We start from the raw sequence: 16,071 nt of genomic DNA on the forward strand, positions 1-16,071 counted from the left end.
ATATGAACGAGGAAAGCGGATTCAGCCCGGACCTTGACGAAGGTGGCTATTACGTGACGCCCCAGCGCTTTGCACAGCTGGTCGGGCTGAACGACCGACCAGCCATTGTGCAACTCTGGATCGATCAAGAAGCGATACCGACTCGACGCATAGGCGGCCGGGTCCTGGTGGACCTGGGCGCCCTGCTGCTGATGACCCAGCCGGATCAGTCCTGATCGGCTTGCTGGGCGGCCTGCAGCGCCGGCACGGCAGGAATGCCGATCTCCACGCAAAGCGCCATGACCCGCTCCAGGTCATTGCGGTACACCAGTACGCACTGCAGCTCGGTGTCCAGCGGCTCGCTGAAGTTCACCAGTACATAGCCGCCTTTTTCCGGGTACAGCGCGCCGAGCTGGGTCTGGATGCGGTTAAGCGCGGCCAGCGGCTCGGTCTTGCGCAGTTGCTTGGCCTGCAGCACGAAGCTCACGCTCGGGTCGAAGGAGGCGCGGATCTCACCGAACAGCTCCTCGTAGCTGTCGCCCATGAACAGCACGATCTCCGGCAGGCTGCCCACCACCACCCACTCACCCAGCGGAATGGGGAAGCTTTCGTCGTAATTGATGTCCGGATTGGCGGCGAGGAAGGCCGCCGGATCGGCATAGGCCTGCGAAGCCTCGTCGGCGACCTGCTGGATCTCATCCTCACCCAGGCAGCCGGAGCTGATCAGCGTGAGGAGTTCGACGAGTTGCGCTTTCATGGGGATGTCCTGAATAGGGATAAACAGCGGGGAAGGATATCCGCATTCGCTGTAAAACGCCGCAGCCGGGAACTTTCTGTAGGACTGAAGCGTCGGAAGTCGCCAGAAACGATAACCACTATTGAACGGGATGATTTCTGCTCGCCTCGAGCGGTTGATAGCCTTTCCCTCATCCCGAACCAGCCTGCGTGTGAAACCATGAATCGTGCCCTCGCCCTCCTCTCCCTGACCCTGCCCCTGTGGCTGGTGGGCTGCGCCAGCCAACCGGCGCCGCAGCCAGAGCCCTACAGCGACGAGCAAGTCAAATCCTTCGCGCTGAAGATGCTGGGGGCCAGCAATATGTCCGATGAGCTGTACGCCAAGTACCGTCGGGCACTGACCGAACCGCGCGAGGCTGGGCGAAGCGGCAGCTGATTCTGCTGGTCGTCGTTCTCGTATCCGCTCCATTTCCGTAGGAGCGAAGTTTCTGTAGGAGCAGCGCTTCTCCGCGAAGTCCTCGCGGCGGAACGCGCTCCTCCCTGCAGCCCTGGGCGCCACCGCCCATGGGTATCGCTGCGCGCCACGCCATCCCATATTCGTGCATCAGCCTGATGTCGGTGCCAAGGAAACTTGGCGCCGAAAAAAAGCCCCGCACGAGGCGGGGCTGGAGCATCAAAAGGTTTTCAGGCGTTGACCGTCAGACCGGGCCAGCGCCCTGCTGGTTGCTTTGCGCCAGGTCGAGCAGCTCGCGATTGGCCACGGCGTACATGGCGTAGTCGGTGCTGGTGGATGCACGCAGGTCAGCGAGCATGGCGCGCCAGCGCGCAACCATCGGAGCATGCTGGTCCAGCCAGAGCGCCACGCGCGCGTCGATTTCCGCGGGGCCGTCCTGCATCTGCAGCACCGACACGGTAATTGCCCGCTGTTGCCAGTCCAGGTCGTCGCGGAAGGCTTCGCGAGCCAGCGCCTGCCAGTTGTTCTCCACCGGCAGGGAGCTGATCTGCTGCAAATACCAGGTCAGTTCCAGCTCGCTGCCCAGGGCGAAGTAGGCGCGCGCCACGTCGGCCGGATCGCGGCCGGTGACGTCCGCTGCTTCGACGATCGGCAGCAGGGTGTAGAGGTGACTGGTACCGGCGACCATGCGCGCCAGCAGCTCCGGCACGCCCGCATCGACGTAGGCCTGGTAGCGCGCCTGCCACAGTTCGCGGGTCGGGCCTTCGAGCAGTTCGTTGAGCTTCAGGCCCAGGGCTGCGATGCGCGGACCGAAGTGCGCGACGTCGCGAGCGGCGTCCTGCTCGTTGCGACGACTGCGCAGGAACCAACGGGTCGCGCGGCGGCCCAGACGCATCAGCTCGTCCATCAGGGTCAGCTGCACCTCCGCCGGCACCTGGTAGTCCAGCGCCTCGATCTGGCGGAACCAGTGCGGCAGATGGAAGACATCGCGCACGATCACGTAGGCGCCCGCCACGTTCGCCGGCGTCATGCCGGTGGACTCCTTCAGGCGCTGCACGAAGGTGATGCCCATGTGGTTGATCAGGTCGTTGGCGATCTGCGTACTGACGATCTCGCGCTTCAGACGGTGCTTGCGCATGGCCGGGCCGAACGTATCGACCAGGGTCTGCGGGAAGGCCGTCTCCATGTCGCGGGTCAGGTAGTCGTCGTCCGGCACCAGCGAGCCCAGCAGCTGTTCCTTCAGATCGATCTTGCTGTAGGAAATCAGCACAGCCAGTTCGGCGCGGGTCAGGCCCTGGCCGGCAGCGATGCGCTCGGCAAGGCCATCGTCGGTGGGAAGGAATTCCAGCGCGCGGTCCAGCTTGCCACGCCCCTCCAGGTCGCTCATCAGCCGCTTGTACTCGGCGATGCGCTCGCGGGCGCGGCGCTCGGCCAGGGACAGCGCCTGGGTCTGCTTGTAGTTGTTGCCCAGCACCAGGTCGGACACCTGGTCGGTCATTTCCGCCAGCAGCTTGTTGCGCTGCTTGCTGGTCATGTCGCCGGCGGTCACCACCTCGTTGAGCAGGATCTTGATGTTTACCTCGTGGTCGGAGCAGTCCACGCCACCGGCGTTGTCGATGAAGTCGGTGTTGCAGGCGCCGCCGTTGAGGCCGAACTCGACCCGCGCCAGCTGCGTCATGCCGAGGTTGCCGCCCTCGCCCACCACTTTCACCCGCAGGTCGCGGCCGTCCACGCGCAGGCCGTCGTTGGCCTTGTCGCCGACGTCAGCGTGGGTTTCGTCGCTGGACTTCACATAGGTGCCGATGCCACCGTTCCACAGCAGGTCCACCGGCGCCTTGAGCAGCGCGTGGATCAGCTCGGTGGGCGTCAGGCGCTCGGCATCGATGTCGAAGCGCGCGCGTACTTCCGGCGTCAGGGTGATGCTCTTCGCGCTGCGCAGGAAGATGCCGCCGCCGGCGGAGATCAGCGAGGCGTCGTAGTCCGCCCAGCTGGAGCGCGGCAGGTTGAACAGGCGCTGGCGCTCGGCGAAGCTCGCCGCCGGATCCGGATTCGGATCGAGGAAGATGTGCATGTGGTTGAAGGCTGCGACCATCTGCAGCTTGTCCGACATCAGCAGGCCGTTGCCGAACACGTCGCCGGCCATGTCGCCGATGCCGATGACGGTGACGCTGTCCTTCTGCACGTCGATGCCGCGCTCGCGGAAGTGGCGCTGCACCGAGACCCAGCCGCCACGGGCGGTGATGCCCATGCCCTTGTGGTCGTAGCCGGCGGAACCGCCGGAGGCGAAGGCGTCGCCAAGCCAGAAGTCGTATTCGGCGGAAATGCCGTTGGCGATGTCGGAGAAGGTCGCGGTGCCCTTGTCGGCCGCCACCACCAGATAGGGGTCGTCGGCATCGTGACGCACCACGTTGGCCGGCGGCACGACCTTGCCTTCCTTGAGGTTGTCGGTCACGTCCAGCAGGCCGGAGATGAAGATGCGGTAGCAGGCGATGGCCTCGGCCTGGATTTCATCGCGGGTGCCGCCCACCGGCAGGCGACGCGGGATGAAGCCGCCCTTGGCCCCCGTGGGCACGATCACCGCGTTCTTCACCTGCTGCGCCTTCACCAGCCCCAGCACTTCGGTGCGGTAGTCCTCCTCGCGGTCGGACCAGCGCAGGCCGCCACGGGCCACGTCGCCGAAGCGCAGGTGCACGCCTTCCACACGCGGGCAGTAGACGAATATCTCGAACTTGGGCGTCGGCCGCGGGATTTCCGGGATGGCCTTGGGGTTGAACTTGAAGCTGAAGTAGCTCTTGTTCTGCCCAGCGGCGTCCGGCTGGTAGAAGTTGGTGCGCAGGGTCGCTTTGATCAGGTCGAGGTAGCGCCGCAGGATGCGGTCCTCGTTGAGCACCTGGACGTTGTCCAGTGCCGCGAGGATGGCCTGTTCGAGCTTCTGCTGCTTGTCTTCCAGGTCCTCGGCGGTGAGCTTGCGGGCGAGGTAGAAGCGGGTCTTGAACAGTCGCACCAGTTCGCGGGCGATGTCCACGTGGGCATTCAGCGCACTGGCGATATAGCCCAGGTCGAAGCCCAGGCGGATCTGCTTGAGATAGCGGGCGTAGGCACGCAGCAGCGCCACGTCGCGCCACGGCAGGCCGGCGGTCAGCACCAGGCGGTTGAAGGCGTCGTTCTCGGCGTCGCCGTTGACGATATGGACGAAGGCGTCCTGCAGGGTCTCATTGAGCTCCTGGATGTTGACGTCCAGGCCTTCAGCGTAGGTGAAGGCGAAGTCATGAATCCAGTATTCGCGGCCGTTGGTGTGGCGCAGGCGGTAGGGGAATTCGCCGAGCACGCGCAGGCCGAGGTTCTCCAGGATCGGCAGGACGTCCGACAGGGCCAGCGGCGTGTCGGCGTGGTACAGCTTGCAGTGCAGCTGCTGCTCACCCTGGGCCAGCGGCTGGTAGAAGCTCATCACCAGCGGGCGGCTGTCGGACAGGCTGGACAGGTGCTGCAGGTCCACCACCGCGAAGTGCGGTGCAAAGCGCTCGCGATAGCCGGCCGGGAAGCCTTTGGGGAAGTCTTCCAGCAGGTTGTTGCCCTGCCCTTCGCCGAAGTTCTCCAGCACCAGTGCGGCGTAGTCATCCTGCCAGGAGCGGCAAGCCTGGATCGCTTCCTGCTCCAGCTGGGCGGCATCAACGTCGATGCGATTCTTCGGGTCGACGCGCAGGATGAACTGCACGCGGGCCAGGGTGGATTCGGAGAAGAAGGTCCAGAACTCGCAGTCGCTGGCCTTCAGGCGCTCCATCAGCACCTGCTGGATCTTCATCCGCGTTTCGGTGGAATAGATGTCGCGCGGTACGTAGGCCAGGCAGTAGGCGAAGCGGCCGTACGGGTCCTTGCGCAGGAACAGGCGAATCTTGTTGCGTTCCTGGATCTGCACGATGGACATGGCGGTGTTGTACAGCTCGTCCACCGGGGTCTGGAACAGATCGTCGCGCGGCAGCACCTCGAGGATCTGCGCCAGTTCCTTGCCCAGGTGCGCCTTGCTGTCGAAGCCGGAATTCTTCAACACCGCAGCGACCTTGCCACGGATGAACGGGATGTCGAATACGCTCTCGGCATAGACCGCCGAGGTGTACAGGCCGAGGAAGCGGAACTCGCGGACGACCTTGCCCTTGGCGTCGATCTCGCGGATCGACACGTAGTCCGGGTAGGCCGGGCGGTGCACGCGGCTGGGCTGCGAGGCCTTGGCGAAGGACAGCAGTACCGGCTCGCGCAGGTAGGCCACCGCGTAGTCCTCGATGTGCAGGTCGTCCTTGTTCAGGCCGGCGCGCAGGGTGCGGGTCAGGCCGAGGAAGGCCTTCTCGTCGTACACCAGGTGGCCGCCGTCGGCTTCCTCCTGCACGGTGAATTCTTCATAGCCGAGGAAGGTGAAGTGGTTGTCCAGCAGCCACTCGAGGAAGGCGCGCACCTCGGCGGTTTCCTCGGCGCGAGCCTTGACCTTGGATTTGCCCAGCCAGGCCAGCAGCTCTTCGGCCTTGGTGCGCATGGCCGGGAAGTCGGCTACCGCCAGGCGGACTTCGCCCAGCACCTCCAGCAGGGCTTTTTCCAGGGTGCGCAGTTCGCCGGCCTGGGAGACGCGGTCGATCTCCAGGTACATCAGCGATTCCTGGCGCACGTCCTTGCCGGTGCTGTTCTTGGGGAGGATTTCCAGCAGCTCGCCCTTGGCGTTGCGGCGCACGCTGAGCACGTTGGTCTGCAGCGTGTGGATGCTGTAGCCGCGGCGGTTCAGCTCCATGCGCACCGAGTCGACCAGGAACGGTTGGTCCGGGTGCAGCACCTGCACGGCGGTGTGGGTGGACTGCCAGCCGTGCTTTTCGTAATCGGGGTTGTAGACCGCAACGATGGGCTGGGCGGGGTCGAAACGTTCCAACAGGCGCCAGGAAGACAGCGTGCAGCCGACCAGGTCGGACAGCCTGCGCTGGGTCAATTCGTCGAGGGAGATGAAGCCGAAGAACTGCTCGGCGAACAGGGTCACTTGTGGCAGACCCTTGTCGTCGACGTGCTGCGCCAGGGCCGCTTTCAGTTGTTGCTGGAAGTCGGCTTTGCTGGCTGCGGTGAAGAACGCCATGTTGGTACTCCGCTGGGCTCGTTTTGTTGGATTGAGCGTAGAACGCATATCGCCTTGTGTCGGGCCACAGATATAGACGGGCAGTGTGACCCTCGATTGACAACCCCGACCGGGCGGTCACCGATCCCAGCGAGCTTATCGGGAGTGGCCAGGCCGTGGCTTACGGGGCTGCGACATATTCGTTCAACGGCATGCAGAGGCTACGCTCACGCAGAGACGACTGATTTCTCCGTACGATCGTTCCGTATGTGCCGCAGGAAATGTCAAAGCGCTATCATGCAGCCTCCTGCTCTGGAACGGACGCCATGCAACGCCACCCACCCCTGCACCGCCCGCTGCTGCGCCACCTGGACAACCTGCTGGTCACCCTGTTGGGCGCGACGCTGCTGGTGCTGGCCTGGCTGTTCCTCGACGAAGCCGTACGGCCGCTGCTGATCGGCGCGGTCCCGGTCTATCTCGGCGTATTGTTGCCACGCATCGTCGGCCGCAACGAGCGCCTGCGCCGGGTCGAAGCCGCGCGGGAGCGCTCGGTGCGCGAGTGGGGCTTCTGCAGTCGCGACCGCAACGGCCCGTGGATCAACTACATCGACTTCCCGCTGGTCTGCGAGGAGCCGCTGTTCCAGGGTCGCTTCTTCTACAGCGAGTGGCTGGTGGTGCATGACGGGCGCCTCATCATCAACCCCGGGCCCGCCAGCGTGGACCTTGCCGCCGGCACCGTGAGCTACGACTTCGGCTGCACGCGCACCTACGCCTGGGACGGATGCTCGCCGAAGGTGCCGTTCTTCTGGATCGCCACCCTCGGCACGCCGGATTGGTGGGAACACCTGGAAAGCGTGCAGTGCCTGCGCCACGGGCAGCAGAAGGAACGCACGATGTTCTGGCCGGTGGCGCACCACGCGAGCCTGGTGCACGACGCGCTGTACCAGTTCCTCAACGTCGCCCCGGTGACCAAGTCCGAGGCGGACGAGCTGTTCCACCGCATGCTGCTGCGCGCCGGCATGCCGCGCCTGGTGGCCTGGGTCTACCGCTTCGCGGTGGTCCATGGCGGCGCGCGCGGTATGCGCCAGCAGCGCAACCCCAATTCCGCGCTGCATTGCCTGACACCGCTGCCCGGCGTAGAAACCGTTCGCGAACCGGCAGCGCCGCACAAGGCACGAAGCGCAGCGCTGCAAGAGTGACGACCGATGCAGTAAAATAGGCGGCCCGACAGCCCCACCCTTAGTCCCAGGAAATCCACGCGATGGAACATCGTGAGTCGCTCCTTGCACTGCGCCAGTATCTCTCCAGCCAGATCCTCGGCCAGGAAAAGCTCATCGAGCGGCTGCTCATCGCCCTGATCGCCGACGGCCACCTGCTGGTGGAGGGCGCGCCGGGCCTGGCCAAGACCAAGGCGATCAAGGACCTGGCCGAGGGCCTGGAGGCCGACTTCCACCGCATCCAGTTCACTCCGGACCTGCTCCCTGCCGACATCACCGGCACCGAGATCTATCGCCCGGAAAACGGCAGCTTCGTGTTCCAGCAGGGACCGATCTTCCACCACCTGGTGCTGGCCGATGAAATCAACCGCGCGCCGGCCAAGGTGCAGTCCGCCCTGCTCGAAGCCATGGCCGAGCGCCAGGTCAGCGTGGGGCGCAGCACCTACGACCTGCCGCCGCTGTTCCTGGTGATGGCGACGCAGAACCCCATCGAGCAGGAGGGCACCTACCCGCTGCCCGAGGCGCAGCTCGACCGCTTCCTCATGCATGTGAAGATCGGCTATCCGGAGGCCTCCGTGGAACGCCGCATCCTCCAGCAGGCCCGCGGCGAAGCGCTGCACGGCGAGACCAAGCCGGAGCGCCGGGTCACCCAGGAAGCCATCTTCGCCGCCCGCCAGGAAATCCTCGGCCTGTACATGGCCGATGCCGTGGAGGAGTACCTGGTGCAGTTGATCATGGCCACGCGCACCCCGGCCAAGTACGACGCCGAACTGGCCGAGTGGCTGTCCTACGGCGCCAGCCCGCGCGGCTCCATCGCCCTGGACCGTTGCGCACGCGCCCATGCCTGGCTGGCCGGGCGCGACTTCGTCAGCCCCGAGGACATCCAGGCGATGCTCTTCGACGTGCTGCGCCATCGCCTGATCCTCACCTTCGAGGCGGAAGCCGCCGGGATCGACCAGGACCGTGTGGTCCAGCGCATCCTCGACGTGGTCGCCGTCGCCTGACATGCACAACGTCCTGGCGCCCGGCGTGGCCGTCTCGCTCGGCGAGCTGATCGAGATCCGTCACCGCCTGCGTGAAGTCCAGCTGTTCTCCACGCCCTCGCGGCGCAGCCCGCTGATCGGCCTGCACCACTCGCGCCTGCGCGGCCGCGGCGTGGACTTCGACCAGGTGCGCATCTACCAGGCCGGCGACGACGTGCGCACCATCGACTGGCGTGTCACCGCACGCACCCAGGAGCCGCACACCAAGCTGTTCCATGAAGAACGCGAACGCCCGGTGTTCGTGCTGGTCGAGCAGAGTGCCCGGCTGTTCTTCGGCTCCGGGCTGAGCTTCAAGTCCGTGCTCGCCGCCCGCGCCGCCGCCTTCGTCGGCTGGGCTGCGCTGGCGCACAACGACCGCATCGGCGGGCTGGTCTTCACCGACAGCGAATGCCATGAAATCAAGCCGCGGCGCAGCAAGCAGAGCCTGCTGCAGCTGTTCAACCTGATCGTGCGCGCCAACAACGCGTTGCTCACCGGCTCCAACCTCAGCCACAGCGGCGACGGCTTCGGCATGGCCCTGCGCCGCGCCCGCGAGGTGCTGCGTCCCGGCAGCCTGATCATGGTGGTGTGCGACGAGCGCGCGCTCAGTGACGTCGCCGAACAACAGCTTTCCCTGCTGTCACGCCACACCGACCTGGTGATGCTGCCGGTCTCCGACCCGCTCGACCACGCATTGCCTGCCGCCGGGCTGTTGAGATTCGCCGAGGGTCAGGCGCAGCTGGAGCTGGACACCCACATCGACGAGCAACGCCTGGCCTACCGCGCCCTTGGCGAAGCCCGCCGCGAACGCTGGCAGCGCCTCGCCCTGCGCCTGGGCGTGCCGCTGCTGCCGCTGACCACCCAGGAAGAACTGGTGGAACAGCTGCGCAACCTGCTGGAACAGCACCAGCCGGGCTACGCGAAATGAATCCCCTCGACCAGCTGCAACCGCTGATCGAACCCGCCGCGGTGCCCTGGTGGCCGCCGGCGCCGGGCTGGTGGCTGCTCGCCGCGCTGCTGCCCTTGCTGCTCTGGCTGCTGTGGCGCAACCGCCAGCGCTGGCTGCCCAAGCGCAAGGCCAAGGTCGTCGCCGAGGCGCCGCTTGACCCGCTTCGCGAAGCCGCGCTGGAAGAACTCAAGCGCCTGCCGCGCCCCTACGACCACGCCCCGGCCGGCCCCTGGCTGCAAGCGCTGAACGGTCTGCTCAAGCGCCTGTCGCGCGCACGCTGGCCGGAGAGCCACAGCCACACCCTGAGCGGCCGCGCCTGGCTGGCCTTCCTCGACACCCGCTGCCCGGCCGCCGGCCTGACCCGCTGGATGATCCTGGTGGAAGGCGGCTACCGCGCCGAGTGCAAGCTGGACGACAAGGCCATCGACGGTCTCGCCGCCGCGGTGGAAACCTGGGTGCGCAAGCATGTTTGAGTTCGCCTGGCCCTGGATCTTCCTGCTCGCCCCGCTGCCCTGGGTGATGCGTCTCATCCTGCCGCCGGCCGACAACGGCGAGGCAGCGATCAAGGTCAGCTTCCTCAAGGAACTTGAAGGCCTCGCCGGCCGCCGGGCCCGCGCACGCCTGCCGGCCTGGCGCCAACAGGCTCCCTTCGCCCTGCTCTGGCTCTGCCTGCTGCTGGCCGCCGCGCGCCCGCAATGGGTCGGCGAGCCGCTGCCGATCCCGGCTACCGGCCGCGACCTGCTGGTCGCGGTGGACGTTTCAGGCTCCATGGATTACGTCGACATGACCTGGGACGGCGCGGAGGTCAGCCGCCTTGACCTGGTGAAGAGGCTCTTCGGTGACTTTATCGAGAGCCGCCGGGGCGATCGCGTCGGGCTGATCCTGTTCGGCACCCGCGCCTACCTGCAGGCGCCGCTGACCTTCGACCGCCACACTGTGCGCATCTGGCTGGACGAGGCGCTGATCGGCATCGCCGGCAAGGACACCGCCCTGGGCGACGCCATGGGTCTTGCGGTCAAGCGCCTGCGCCAGCGTCCGGCCGAAAGCCGCGTGCTGGTGCTGATCACCGACGGCGCCAACACGGCCGGCGAGATTTCCCCACAGACCGCTGCCAGGCTCGCTGCCGAAGAACACGTGAAGGTCTACACCATCGGCATCGGCGCCGATCCCAAGCAGGGCGGAGTCGTCGGGCTGTTCGGCCTCAATCCGGGTCTGGACCTGGACGAACCCACGCTCAAGGCCATCGCCGAAAGCACCGGCGGTGAGTACTTCCGCGCGCGCAACGGTGAAGAGCTGCAACGCATCTCCGAGAGCCTCGACCAGCTCGAGCCGGTGGAGCAGAAGCCGACCCAGGCGCGCCCCGCCATCGCGCTGTACCGCTGGCCGCTGCTGCTGGCGTTGATGATCAGCGCCGCGCTCGTGGTCGGTACCCTTTGGCCGCCCGAGGACTGGCGCTGGCCGGCCTGGATGGCGCGCCTGCAGAAGGAGCGCCGGCCATGAGCCACGTCTGGCCGCATCTGTTGCACCCGCTGTGGCTGATCCTGCTGCTGCCGCTCGGCTGGCTGCTGTGGAAGCTCTGGCACCGCGAACGCCGCGCCGGCCGCTGGCAATTGCTGCTGCCCCAGGCATTCCATCCGTGGTTGCTGTCCGGCGGCAACGGCCGCCATGAGCGCCGCCCGTGGATCTACCTCGGTATTGCCTGGCTGCTGGCCGTGCTCGCGCTGCTTGGCCCGAGCTGGGAGCAGGTTGAACAACCGACCCTGGAGCGCAGCGACCCGCTGGTGGTGGTGTTGGAACTCACCCCGCAGATGCTCGCCACCGACCTCAAGCCGACCCGTCTGGAGCAGGCCCGGCACAAACTGCTCGACCTGCTGCAGAGCCGCAGCGACGCGCAGACCGCCATCGTCGTCTACGCCGGCAGCGCCCACACGCTGGTGCCGCTGTCCAATGACCTGGGCACTGCGCGCAATCTGCTGGATGCCCTCAAGCCGTCGATCATGCCCGAGCCGGGCCAGCGCGCCGACCTTGCCGTGGCCCAGGCGCGCCGCCTGCTGGACAATGGCGCGCAGGGCAACGGCCGGATCCTGCTGGTCACCAGCGCACTGGACGCCCGCGAGCGCCAGGGCATCCGCCAGGCACTCAAAGGCAAGGGCAAGGATCTGCTGCTGCTCGCCGTGGGCACCCCCGGCGGCGCCCCCATCGCCCAGGAAGACGGCACCTTCCTCAAGGACGACCAGGGCAACATCCTCGTGCCGCGCCTTGACGAGAGCTCGCTACGCACCTTCGCCACCGACATGGGCGGACGCTTCCAGCGCTTGCGCACCAGCAGCAGCGACCTGCGTTCCCTCGGCCTGCTGGACAGCACCCAGGGTCTGCAGGTGAGCGAGGAAGATGCCCTGCTGCGCCTGCAACGCTGGGCCGACCAGGGCTACTGGCTGCTGTTGCCGCTGCTCCTGCTTGCCGCCTGCGCCGGCCGCCGCGGCTGGTTGTTCTGCCTGCCGCTGTTGCTGCCGCTGTTGTGGGCGCCGCCGCAGGATGCCAACGCCTTCGAGCTCAATGACCTCTGGCTGCGACCGGACCAGCAGGGCCAGCGCCTGCTCGATGCCGGACACCCAGCCGAAGCCGCCGAGCGCTTCGACGACTTCCGCTGGAAGGGCCTGGCGCTGTACCGCGCCGGCGATTACGTCGACGCCGCCCAGGCCTTCGCTCATGGAGACGAAGCCGCCGACCACTACAACCGCGGCAATGCCCTGGCGAAACAGAACGAGCTGGAAGCCGCCATCGACGCCTACGACCAGGCGCTGGAACGCGACCCCGAGCTGGAATCGGCCAAGCGCAACAAGGCCCTGCTCGAAGACCTGCTGCGCCAGCGCAAGGAAAATCCCGCAGGCGATGGCCAGGACCAGCCTTTGCAACAGAATCAGGACCCGGCCCAGAACAACGACCCGCAGGCCGCCCAGCCGCAGGATCAGCAGCAGGACGACGAACACTCCGGCGAGCGCGACTCGCGGCCGGCGCCAGCAGCGAACAACCCTTCGCAGGAGGCTGATCGCCCCTCCGCCAGCACGAGCGACAAACCCGGCGAACACGCCGGCGAAGAACAGGAAACCAACCCGGAAGAAGCCGGTCCACTGGGGGATGAGCGCCGTCAGGCCCTGGAACAGTGGCTGCGGCAGATTCCCGACGACCCGTCCGAACTGTTGCGCCGCAAGTTCTGGTACCAGCAACAGCAGCAGCGCCAGGAACCCACCCCATGAAAAGGCTGATCTGCCTGACCCTGCTCTGCCTCGCCGCGATGCGCGCCGAAGCCAGCTTCACTGCCAGTGTTGACCGCGCGCGCCTGACTGCAGGCGAGAGCGTCGAACTGACCCTGGAGTCGGATGACCCCACGCTGTTCGGCAAGCCCGACCTGAAGCCGCTGGACGAGCGCTTCGTGGTGCTCGGCACTCGCCAGGTCAACCGCCTGACCACGCTCAACGGCAAGGCCCAGGCCACCACGCGCTGGATCATCACCCTGCAGCCGCGCAGCGAGGGCAAGGTGGAAATCCCACCGATCCGCCTGGGCGGCAACGCCAGCGAACCGATCAGCCTGGACGTGCTCAAGGCCCAGGACAGCGCCGAGGGCCAGAAGCTCGCCCCGGTGTTCATCGATGCCAGCGTCGACCACGAGGAAAGCTGGGTGCAGGCCCAGGTCATCCTCACCCTGCGCATCTACCACTCGGTGTCGCTGTACGACGACAGCAGCCTCAGCCCGCTGCGCATGAACGATGCGCGGGTCGAGCAGCTGGGCGAGCCGCGCACCTACGAGAAGGAAATCAACGGCGTCCGCCACGGCGTGATCGAAGTGCGCTATGCGATCTTCCCGCAGAAAAGCGGCACCCTGGAAATCCCCGGCCAGACCTTCAACGCCACCCAGGCCGCGCAGCGCCGCAACGACGAGTACAACCCCTTCGGCCCGCCGCCGGGCAAGCAGGTGCGGGTGGTCTCGCCGAGCATTCCGCTGCAGGTCGACCCCAAGCCCGCCGACTATCCCAAGGACGCGCCCTGGCTGCCCGCCCGTTCGCTCAGCCTGACCGAGACCTGGAGCCCGCAGCCGGAGGAGGCCAAGGCCGGCGAGGCGCTGACCCGCAACATCATGCTGCGCGTGGAGGGGCTGTCCAGCGCCCAGCTGCCGCCGTTGCCGGTCGCCCTGCCCGAAGGCCTGCGGCATTACCCGGACCAGCCCCAACTGGCCAACGAAAGCAGCGACCAGGGCATGATCGGCAGCCGCGAAGAGCGCGAGGCGCTGATCGCCGACAAGGCCGGCCCGGTGGAACTGCCGCCGGTGGAAATCGTCTGGTGGAATACCCAGGAACATCGTGTCGAACGCACCAGCCTGCCGGCCCGCACCCTGCAGGTCGCCGCCAACTCGCAGCTGGAGGAACACACCGAAGCCCCTGCCATCCCCGGCGAGACGGTCGTCAGCGATACAGTGCTCTGGCCCTGGCAACTGGCCTGCGCACTGCTCAGCCTGACGACCCTGCTCGGCTTCGGCCTGTGGTGGCGAGCCCGCAGCCAGCCGGCGGTGATCCGCGCTGCGCAGGCCGGGCCGAGCACCCGCACGCTGCTCGACGAACTGCGCCGCGCCTGCCAGGCCAACGACTCCCACGCCACCCGCCAGGCGCTGGACGCCTGGGCCCGGCAGCAGCCGGAAACCCTGGCCGACATGGCGGCGCGCTTCGTGCCGCTGTCCGATGCGCTGGACGGTCTCAACGGTGCGCTCTACAGCGACAGCGAAGGTGGGCGCAACTGGCAGGGCGAAGACCTCTGGCGCGCCATCCGCACCCTGCCCGGCGCCGATCCGGACGCACCGCCAGCAACGGAAGCCAGCAGCCTGCCGCCGCTCTATCCGCGCTGACGGCTATGCTGGAGGCATCCCCGCCAGAGGTGTCTCCATGCGTCGCCATCGGCTGATCCCGGCGCTGGCCGCCAGCCTGCTGCTGACTTGCAACCTGCTCCGCGCCAACCCGCTGAACGCGGCCGACGCGCTGCCACCTGCGCAGCCGCTCCAGGGCCCCGGCGGTTCGAACTACGCCCATGCCGACGTACGTCAGTGGCACTTCACTGCCGAAGGCAACGAATACTGGGTATTCACCCCGGATCGCCCTGCCCCGGCCACTGCCCCCATAGTGGCCTTCACCCACGGCTGGAGCGTCATGCAACCCGACCTCTATCGCGCCTGGATCGAGCACATCGTCCGGCGCGGCGCCATTCTCATCTACCCGCGCTACCAGGCGACGCTGAAGACCCCGGCGGCGGAGTTCCTGCCCAACGCCGCCGACTCCGTGCGCCGCGCCATCGCCGATCTGCAAGCCGGCAAGCTGGGAGTGAAGCCGGAACTGGAGCACGTCGCCTATGTCGGCCATTCGGCCGGCGGACTGATCGCCAGCGGGCTGGCAGCCTCCTGGCAACGCCTCGGCGTGCCGAGGCCACGTGCGCTGATGGCGGTTGAGCCCGGCAAGAGCAGCGGCCCGCGCTGGCGACAGGTCCCGCTGGAGCCGCTGGCGAACATTCCCGCTGGTACGTTGCTGCTGGCCGTGTGTGGTGACGAGGACGAACGCGTCGGCTGCGACGACGCGCGACGCATCTACGAAGAAAGTACCCAGGTTGCGCCGCGCGACAAGGACCTGCTCCTGCTGCGCAGTGACCGCCACGGCAACCCGCCTCTGCTGGCCAACCATGCGGCGCCGACCGCGCCACGCTTCGATCCGCGCTACCCACCCAGCGACTCTTCCAGTTGGCTGCTCAACCGCGTGCAGGAGCGTGTGAAACAGCGGCTCAAGCAGGGGCAGCCATCAGCACACAACGCGTTGGCGACCGATGCGATGGACTGGTTCGGGCCGTGGAAGCTGTTCGATGCGCTGTGCGATGCGGCTTTCCATGGCCAGGACCGCGACTACGCACTGGGCGGCGGGCCCGCGCAACTGTCCATGGGGCGCTGGAGCGACGGGACACCGGTGAAGGCGATCCAGCGGTTGTCCCCATCCCGCCCCTGATGGTTCGAGCGGGGCGAAAACAATCGCGGACGAAGTCCGCTCCTACGGGGCACGAAATTGCGTAGGAGCGGACTCCGTCCGCGAGAGTCTCCCAGCAGGTCCGAACCCGATCCGGAAACCGGCTCAGCTGGCACTGCTCTGCATCACCGCGCCCTTGAACACATCGTCCAGCGGCACCTGGTAGCCGATGGCGAGGCGGTTGGTCTCGTTGGCCATGGCCACCACCGCCATCAACTCGCCGAGCATGCTGTCGTCCATCCCGGCCTTGCGCGCCGCGGCGCCGTGGGAGCCGATGCAGTAGTTGCAGTTGTTGGTGACGCTGACGGCGACGTAGATCAGCTCCTTTACCAGCGGGTCCAGCTGCCCCGGCCCCATCACTTCCTTGAGGCTCTCCCAGGTGCGCTTCAGGGTCTGCGGGTGGTTGGCCAGCGCCTTCCAGAAGTTGTTCACCCAGTCGATCCTGCGGGTCGCCATGATGTCGTCGTAGACGGCACGGACCTCGGGGCTGGCGTCGGCGTATTCGATGAGCTGGAAGGACATGGAGGCTCCTGATGGAATAACGAAACAGAATAAGAAAAGTAGAATTCAGAATTG

The 16,071-nt window shown here is 66.9% G+C and carries 13 protein-coding genes; 10 read left to right on the forward strand and 3 right to left on the reverse strand.

The window, feature by feature from the left end; all coding sequences use genetic code 11:
• Window positions 1–2 precede the first annotated feature (2 nt).
• Window positions 3–215 (forward strand): DNA-binding protein, encoded by a 213-nt coding sequence (locus MJ122_RS00795; RefSeq protein WP_088416824.1) that lies wholly within the window; start codon window positions 3–5, stop codon window positions 213–215.
• On the opposite strand, the gene MJ122_RS00800 is transcribed toward MJ122_RS00795, so the two are convergent.
• A complete protein-coding gene (locus MJ122_RS00800; protein ID WP_239741788.1) occupies window positions 206–736 on the reverse strand; it encodes a hypothetical protein in 531 nt (176 codons plus the stop codon). The genes MJ122_RS00795 and MJ122_RS00800 overlap by 10 nt on opposite strands.
• Before the next feature lie 198 nt (window positions 737–934).
• Between MJ122_RS00800 and MJ122_RS00805 the strand changes: the two genes are divergently transcribed.
• Window positions 935–1,150: a hypothetical protein gene (locus tag MJ122_RS00805; RefSeq protein ID WP_088416822.1), complete on the forward strand. Its 216-nt coding sequence runs from the start codon at window positions 935–937 to the stop codon at window positions 1,148–1,150.
• Between the two features lie 262 nt (window positions 1,151–1,412).
• On the opposite strand, the gene MJ122_RS00810 is transcribed toward MJ122_RS00805, so the two are convergent.
• Window positions 1,413–6,275, reverse strand: coding sequence for an NAD-glutamate dehydrogenase (locus tag MJ122_RS00810; protein WP_239741790.1), 4,863 nt, complete (start codon window positions 6,273–6,275; stop codon window positions 1,413–1,415).
• Window positions 6,276–6,580: 305 nt separating this feature from the next.
• On the opposite strand from MJ122_RS00810, the gene MJ122_RS00815 reads away from it, so the two are divergent.
• The 8 genes from MJ122_RS00815 (at window position 6,581) to MJ122_RS00850 (ending at window position 15,477) form a co-directional block, all read left to right on the forward strand.
• Window positions 6,581–7,453, forward strand: a complete 873-nt coding sequence (locus MJ122_RS00815) for a DUF1353 domain-containing protein (RefSeq protein WP_239741791.1) — start codon at window positions 6,581–6,583, stop codon at window positions 7,451–7,453.
• A gap of 62 nt (window positions 7,454–7,515) precedes the next feature.
• Complete coding sequence (locus MJ122_RS00820) at window positions 7,516–8,475, forward strand: MoxR family ATPase (protein WP_017519334.1); 960 nt, start codon at window positions 7,516–7,518, stop codon at window positions 8,473–8,475.
• Window position 8,476: 1 nt separating this feature from the next.
• A complete protein-coding gene (locus tag MJ122_RS00825) occupies window positions 8,477–9,421 on the forward strand; it encodes a DUF58 domain-containing protein (protein ID WP_239741793.1) in 945 nt (314 codons plus the stop codon).
• Window positions 9,418–9,915 (forward strand): DUF4381 domain-containing protein, encoded by a 498-nt coding sequence (locus tag MJ122_RS00830; protein ID WP_239741795.1) that lies wholly within the window; start codon window positions 9,418–9,420, stop codon window positions 9,913–9,915. Before MJ122_RS00825 ends, MJ122_RS00830 begins: the two co-directional genes overlap by 4 nt.
• Window positions 9,908–10,942 (forward strand): VWA domain-containing protein, encoded by a 1,035-nt coding sequence (locus tag MJ122_RS00835; RefSeq protein WP_239741797.1) that lies wholly within the window; start codon window positions 9,908–9,910, stop codon window positions 10,940–10,942. The genes MJ122_RS00830 and MJ122_RS00835 overlap by 8 nt, the downstream gene beginning before the upstream one ends.
• Complete coding sequence (locus MJ122_RS00840; protein WP_239741799.1) at window positions 10,939–12,699, forward strand: VWA domain-containing protein; 1,761 nt, start codon at window positions 10,939–10,941, stop codon at window positions 12,697–12,699. The genes MJ122_RS00835 and MJ122_RS00840 overlap by 4 nt, the downstream gene beginning before the upstream one ends.
• A complete protein-coding gene (locus MJ122_RS00845; protein WP_239741800.1) occupies window positions 12,696–14,339 on the forward strand; it encodes a BatD family protein in 1,644 nt (547 codons plus the stop codon). Before MJ122_RS00840 ends, MJ122_RS00845 begins: the two co-directional genes overlap by 4 nt.
• 37 nt (window positions 14,340–14,376) lie before the next feature.
• Window positions 14,377–15,477, forward strand: a complete 1,101-nt coding sequence (locus tag MJ122_RS00850; protein WP_239741802.1) for an alpha/beta hydrolase fold domain-containing protein — start codon at window positions 14,377–14,379, stop codon at window positions 15,475–15,477.
• Window positions 15,478–15,600: 123 nt separating this feature from the next.
• On the opposite strand, the gene MJ122_RS00855 is transcribed toward MJ122_RS00850, so the two are convergent.
• Window positions 15,601–16,017, reverse strand: coding sequence for a carboxymuconolactone decarboxylase family protein (locus MJ122_RS00855; protein ID WP_088416813.1), 417 nt, complete (start codon window positions 16,015–16,017; stop codon window positions 15,601–15,603).
• Window positions 16,018–16,071 lie beyond the last annotated feature (54 nt).

It is taken from the genome of Pseudomonas sp. DP-17 (assembly GCF_022380625.1).
GTDB classification, from domain to species: domain Bacteria; phylum Pseudomonadota; class Gammaproteobacteria; order Pseudomonadales; family Pseudomonadaceae; genus Pseudomonas; species Pseudomonas nitroreducens_A.

Bases quoted from the DNA above. Each gene is read 5' to 3' on its own strand.
- MJ122_RS00795 (WP_088416824.1), top strand. From the start codon at position 3: ATGAACGAGGAAAGCGGATTCAGCCCGGACCTTGACGAAGGTGGCTAT.
- MJ122_RS00800 (WP_239741788.1), bottom strand. From the start codon at position 736: ATGAAAGCGCAACTCGTCGAACTCCTCACGCTGATCAGCTCCGGCTGC.
- MJ122_RS00805 (WP_088416822.1), top strand. From the start codon at position 935: ATGAATCGTGCCCTCGCCCTCCTCTCCCTGACCCTGCCCCTGTGGCTG.
- MJ122_RS00810 (WP_239741790.1), bottom strand. From the start codon at position 6,275: ATGGCGTTCTTCACCGCAGCCAGCAAAGCCGACTTCCAGCAACAACTG.
- MJ122_RS00815 (WP_239741791.1), top strand. From the start codon at position 6,581: ATGCAACGCCACCCACCCCTGCACCGCCCGCTGCTGCGCCACCTGGAC.
- MJ122_RS00820 (WP_017519334.1), top strand. From the start codon at position 7,516: ATGGAACATCGTGAGTCGCTCCTTGCACTGCGCCAGTATCTCTCCAGC.
- MJ122_RS00825 (WP_239741793.1), top strand. From the start codon at position 8,477: ATGCACAACGTCCTGGCGCCCGGCGTGGCCGTCTCGCTCGGCGAGCTG.
- MJ122_RS00830 (WP_239741795.1), top strand. From the start codon at position 9,418: ATGAATCCCCTCGACCAGCTGCAACCGCTGATCGAACCCGCCGCGGTG.
- MJ122_RS00835 (WP_239741797.1), top strand. From the start codon at position 9,908: ATGTTTGAGTTCGCCTGGCCCTGGATCTTCCTGCTCGCCCCGCTGCCC.
- MJ122_RS00840 (WP_239741799.1), top strand. From the start codon at position 10,939: ATGAGCCACGTCTGGCCGCATCTGTTGCACCCGCTGTGGCTGATCCTG.
- MJ122_RS00845 (WP_239741800.1), top strand. From the start codon at position 12,696: ATGAAAAGGCTGATCTGCCTGACCCTGCTCTGCCTCGCCGCGATGCGC.
- MJ122_RS00850 (WP_239741802.1), top strand. From the start codon at position 14,377: ATGCGTCGCCATCGGCTGATCCCGGCGCTGGCCGCCAGCCTGCTGCTG.
- MJ122_RS00855 (WP_088416813.1), bottom strand. From the start codon at position 16,017: ATGTCCTTCCAGCTCATCGAATACGCCGACGCCAGCCCCGAGGTCCGT.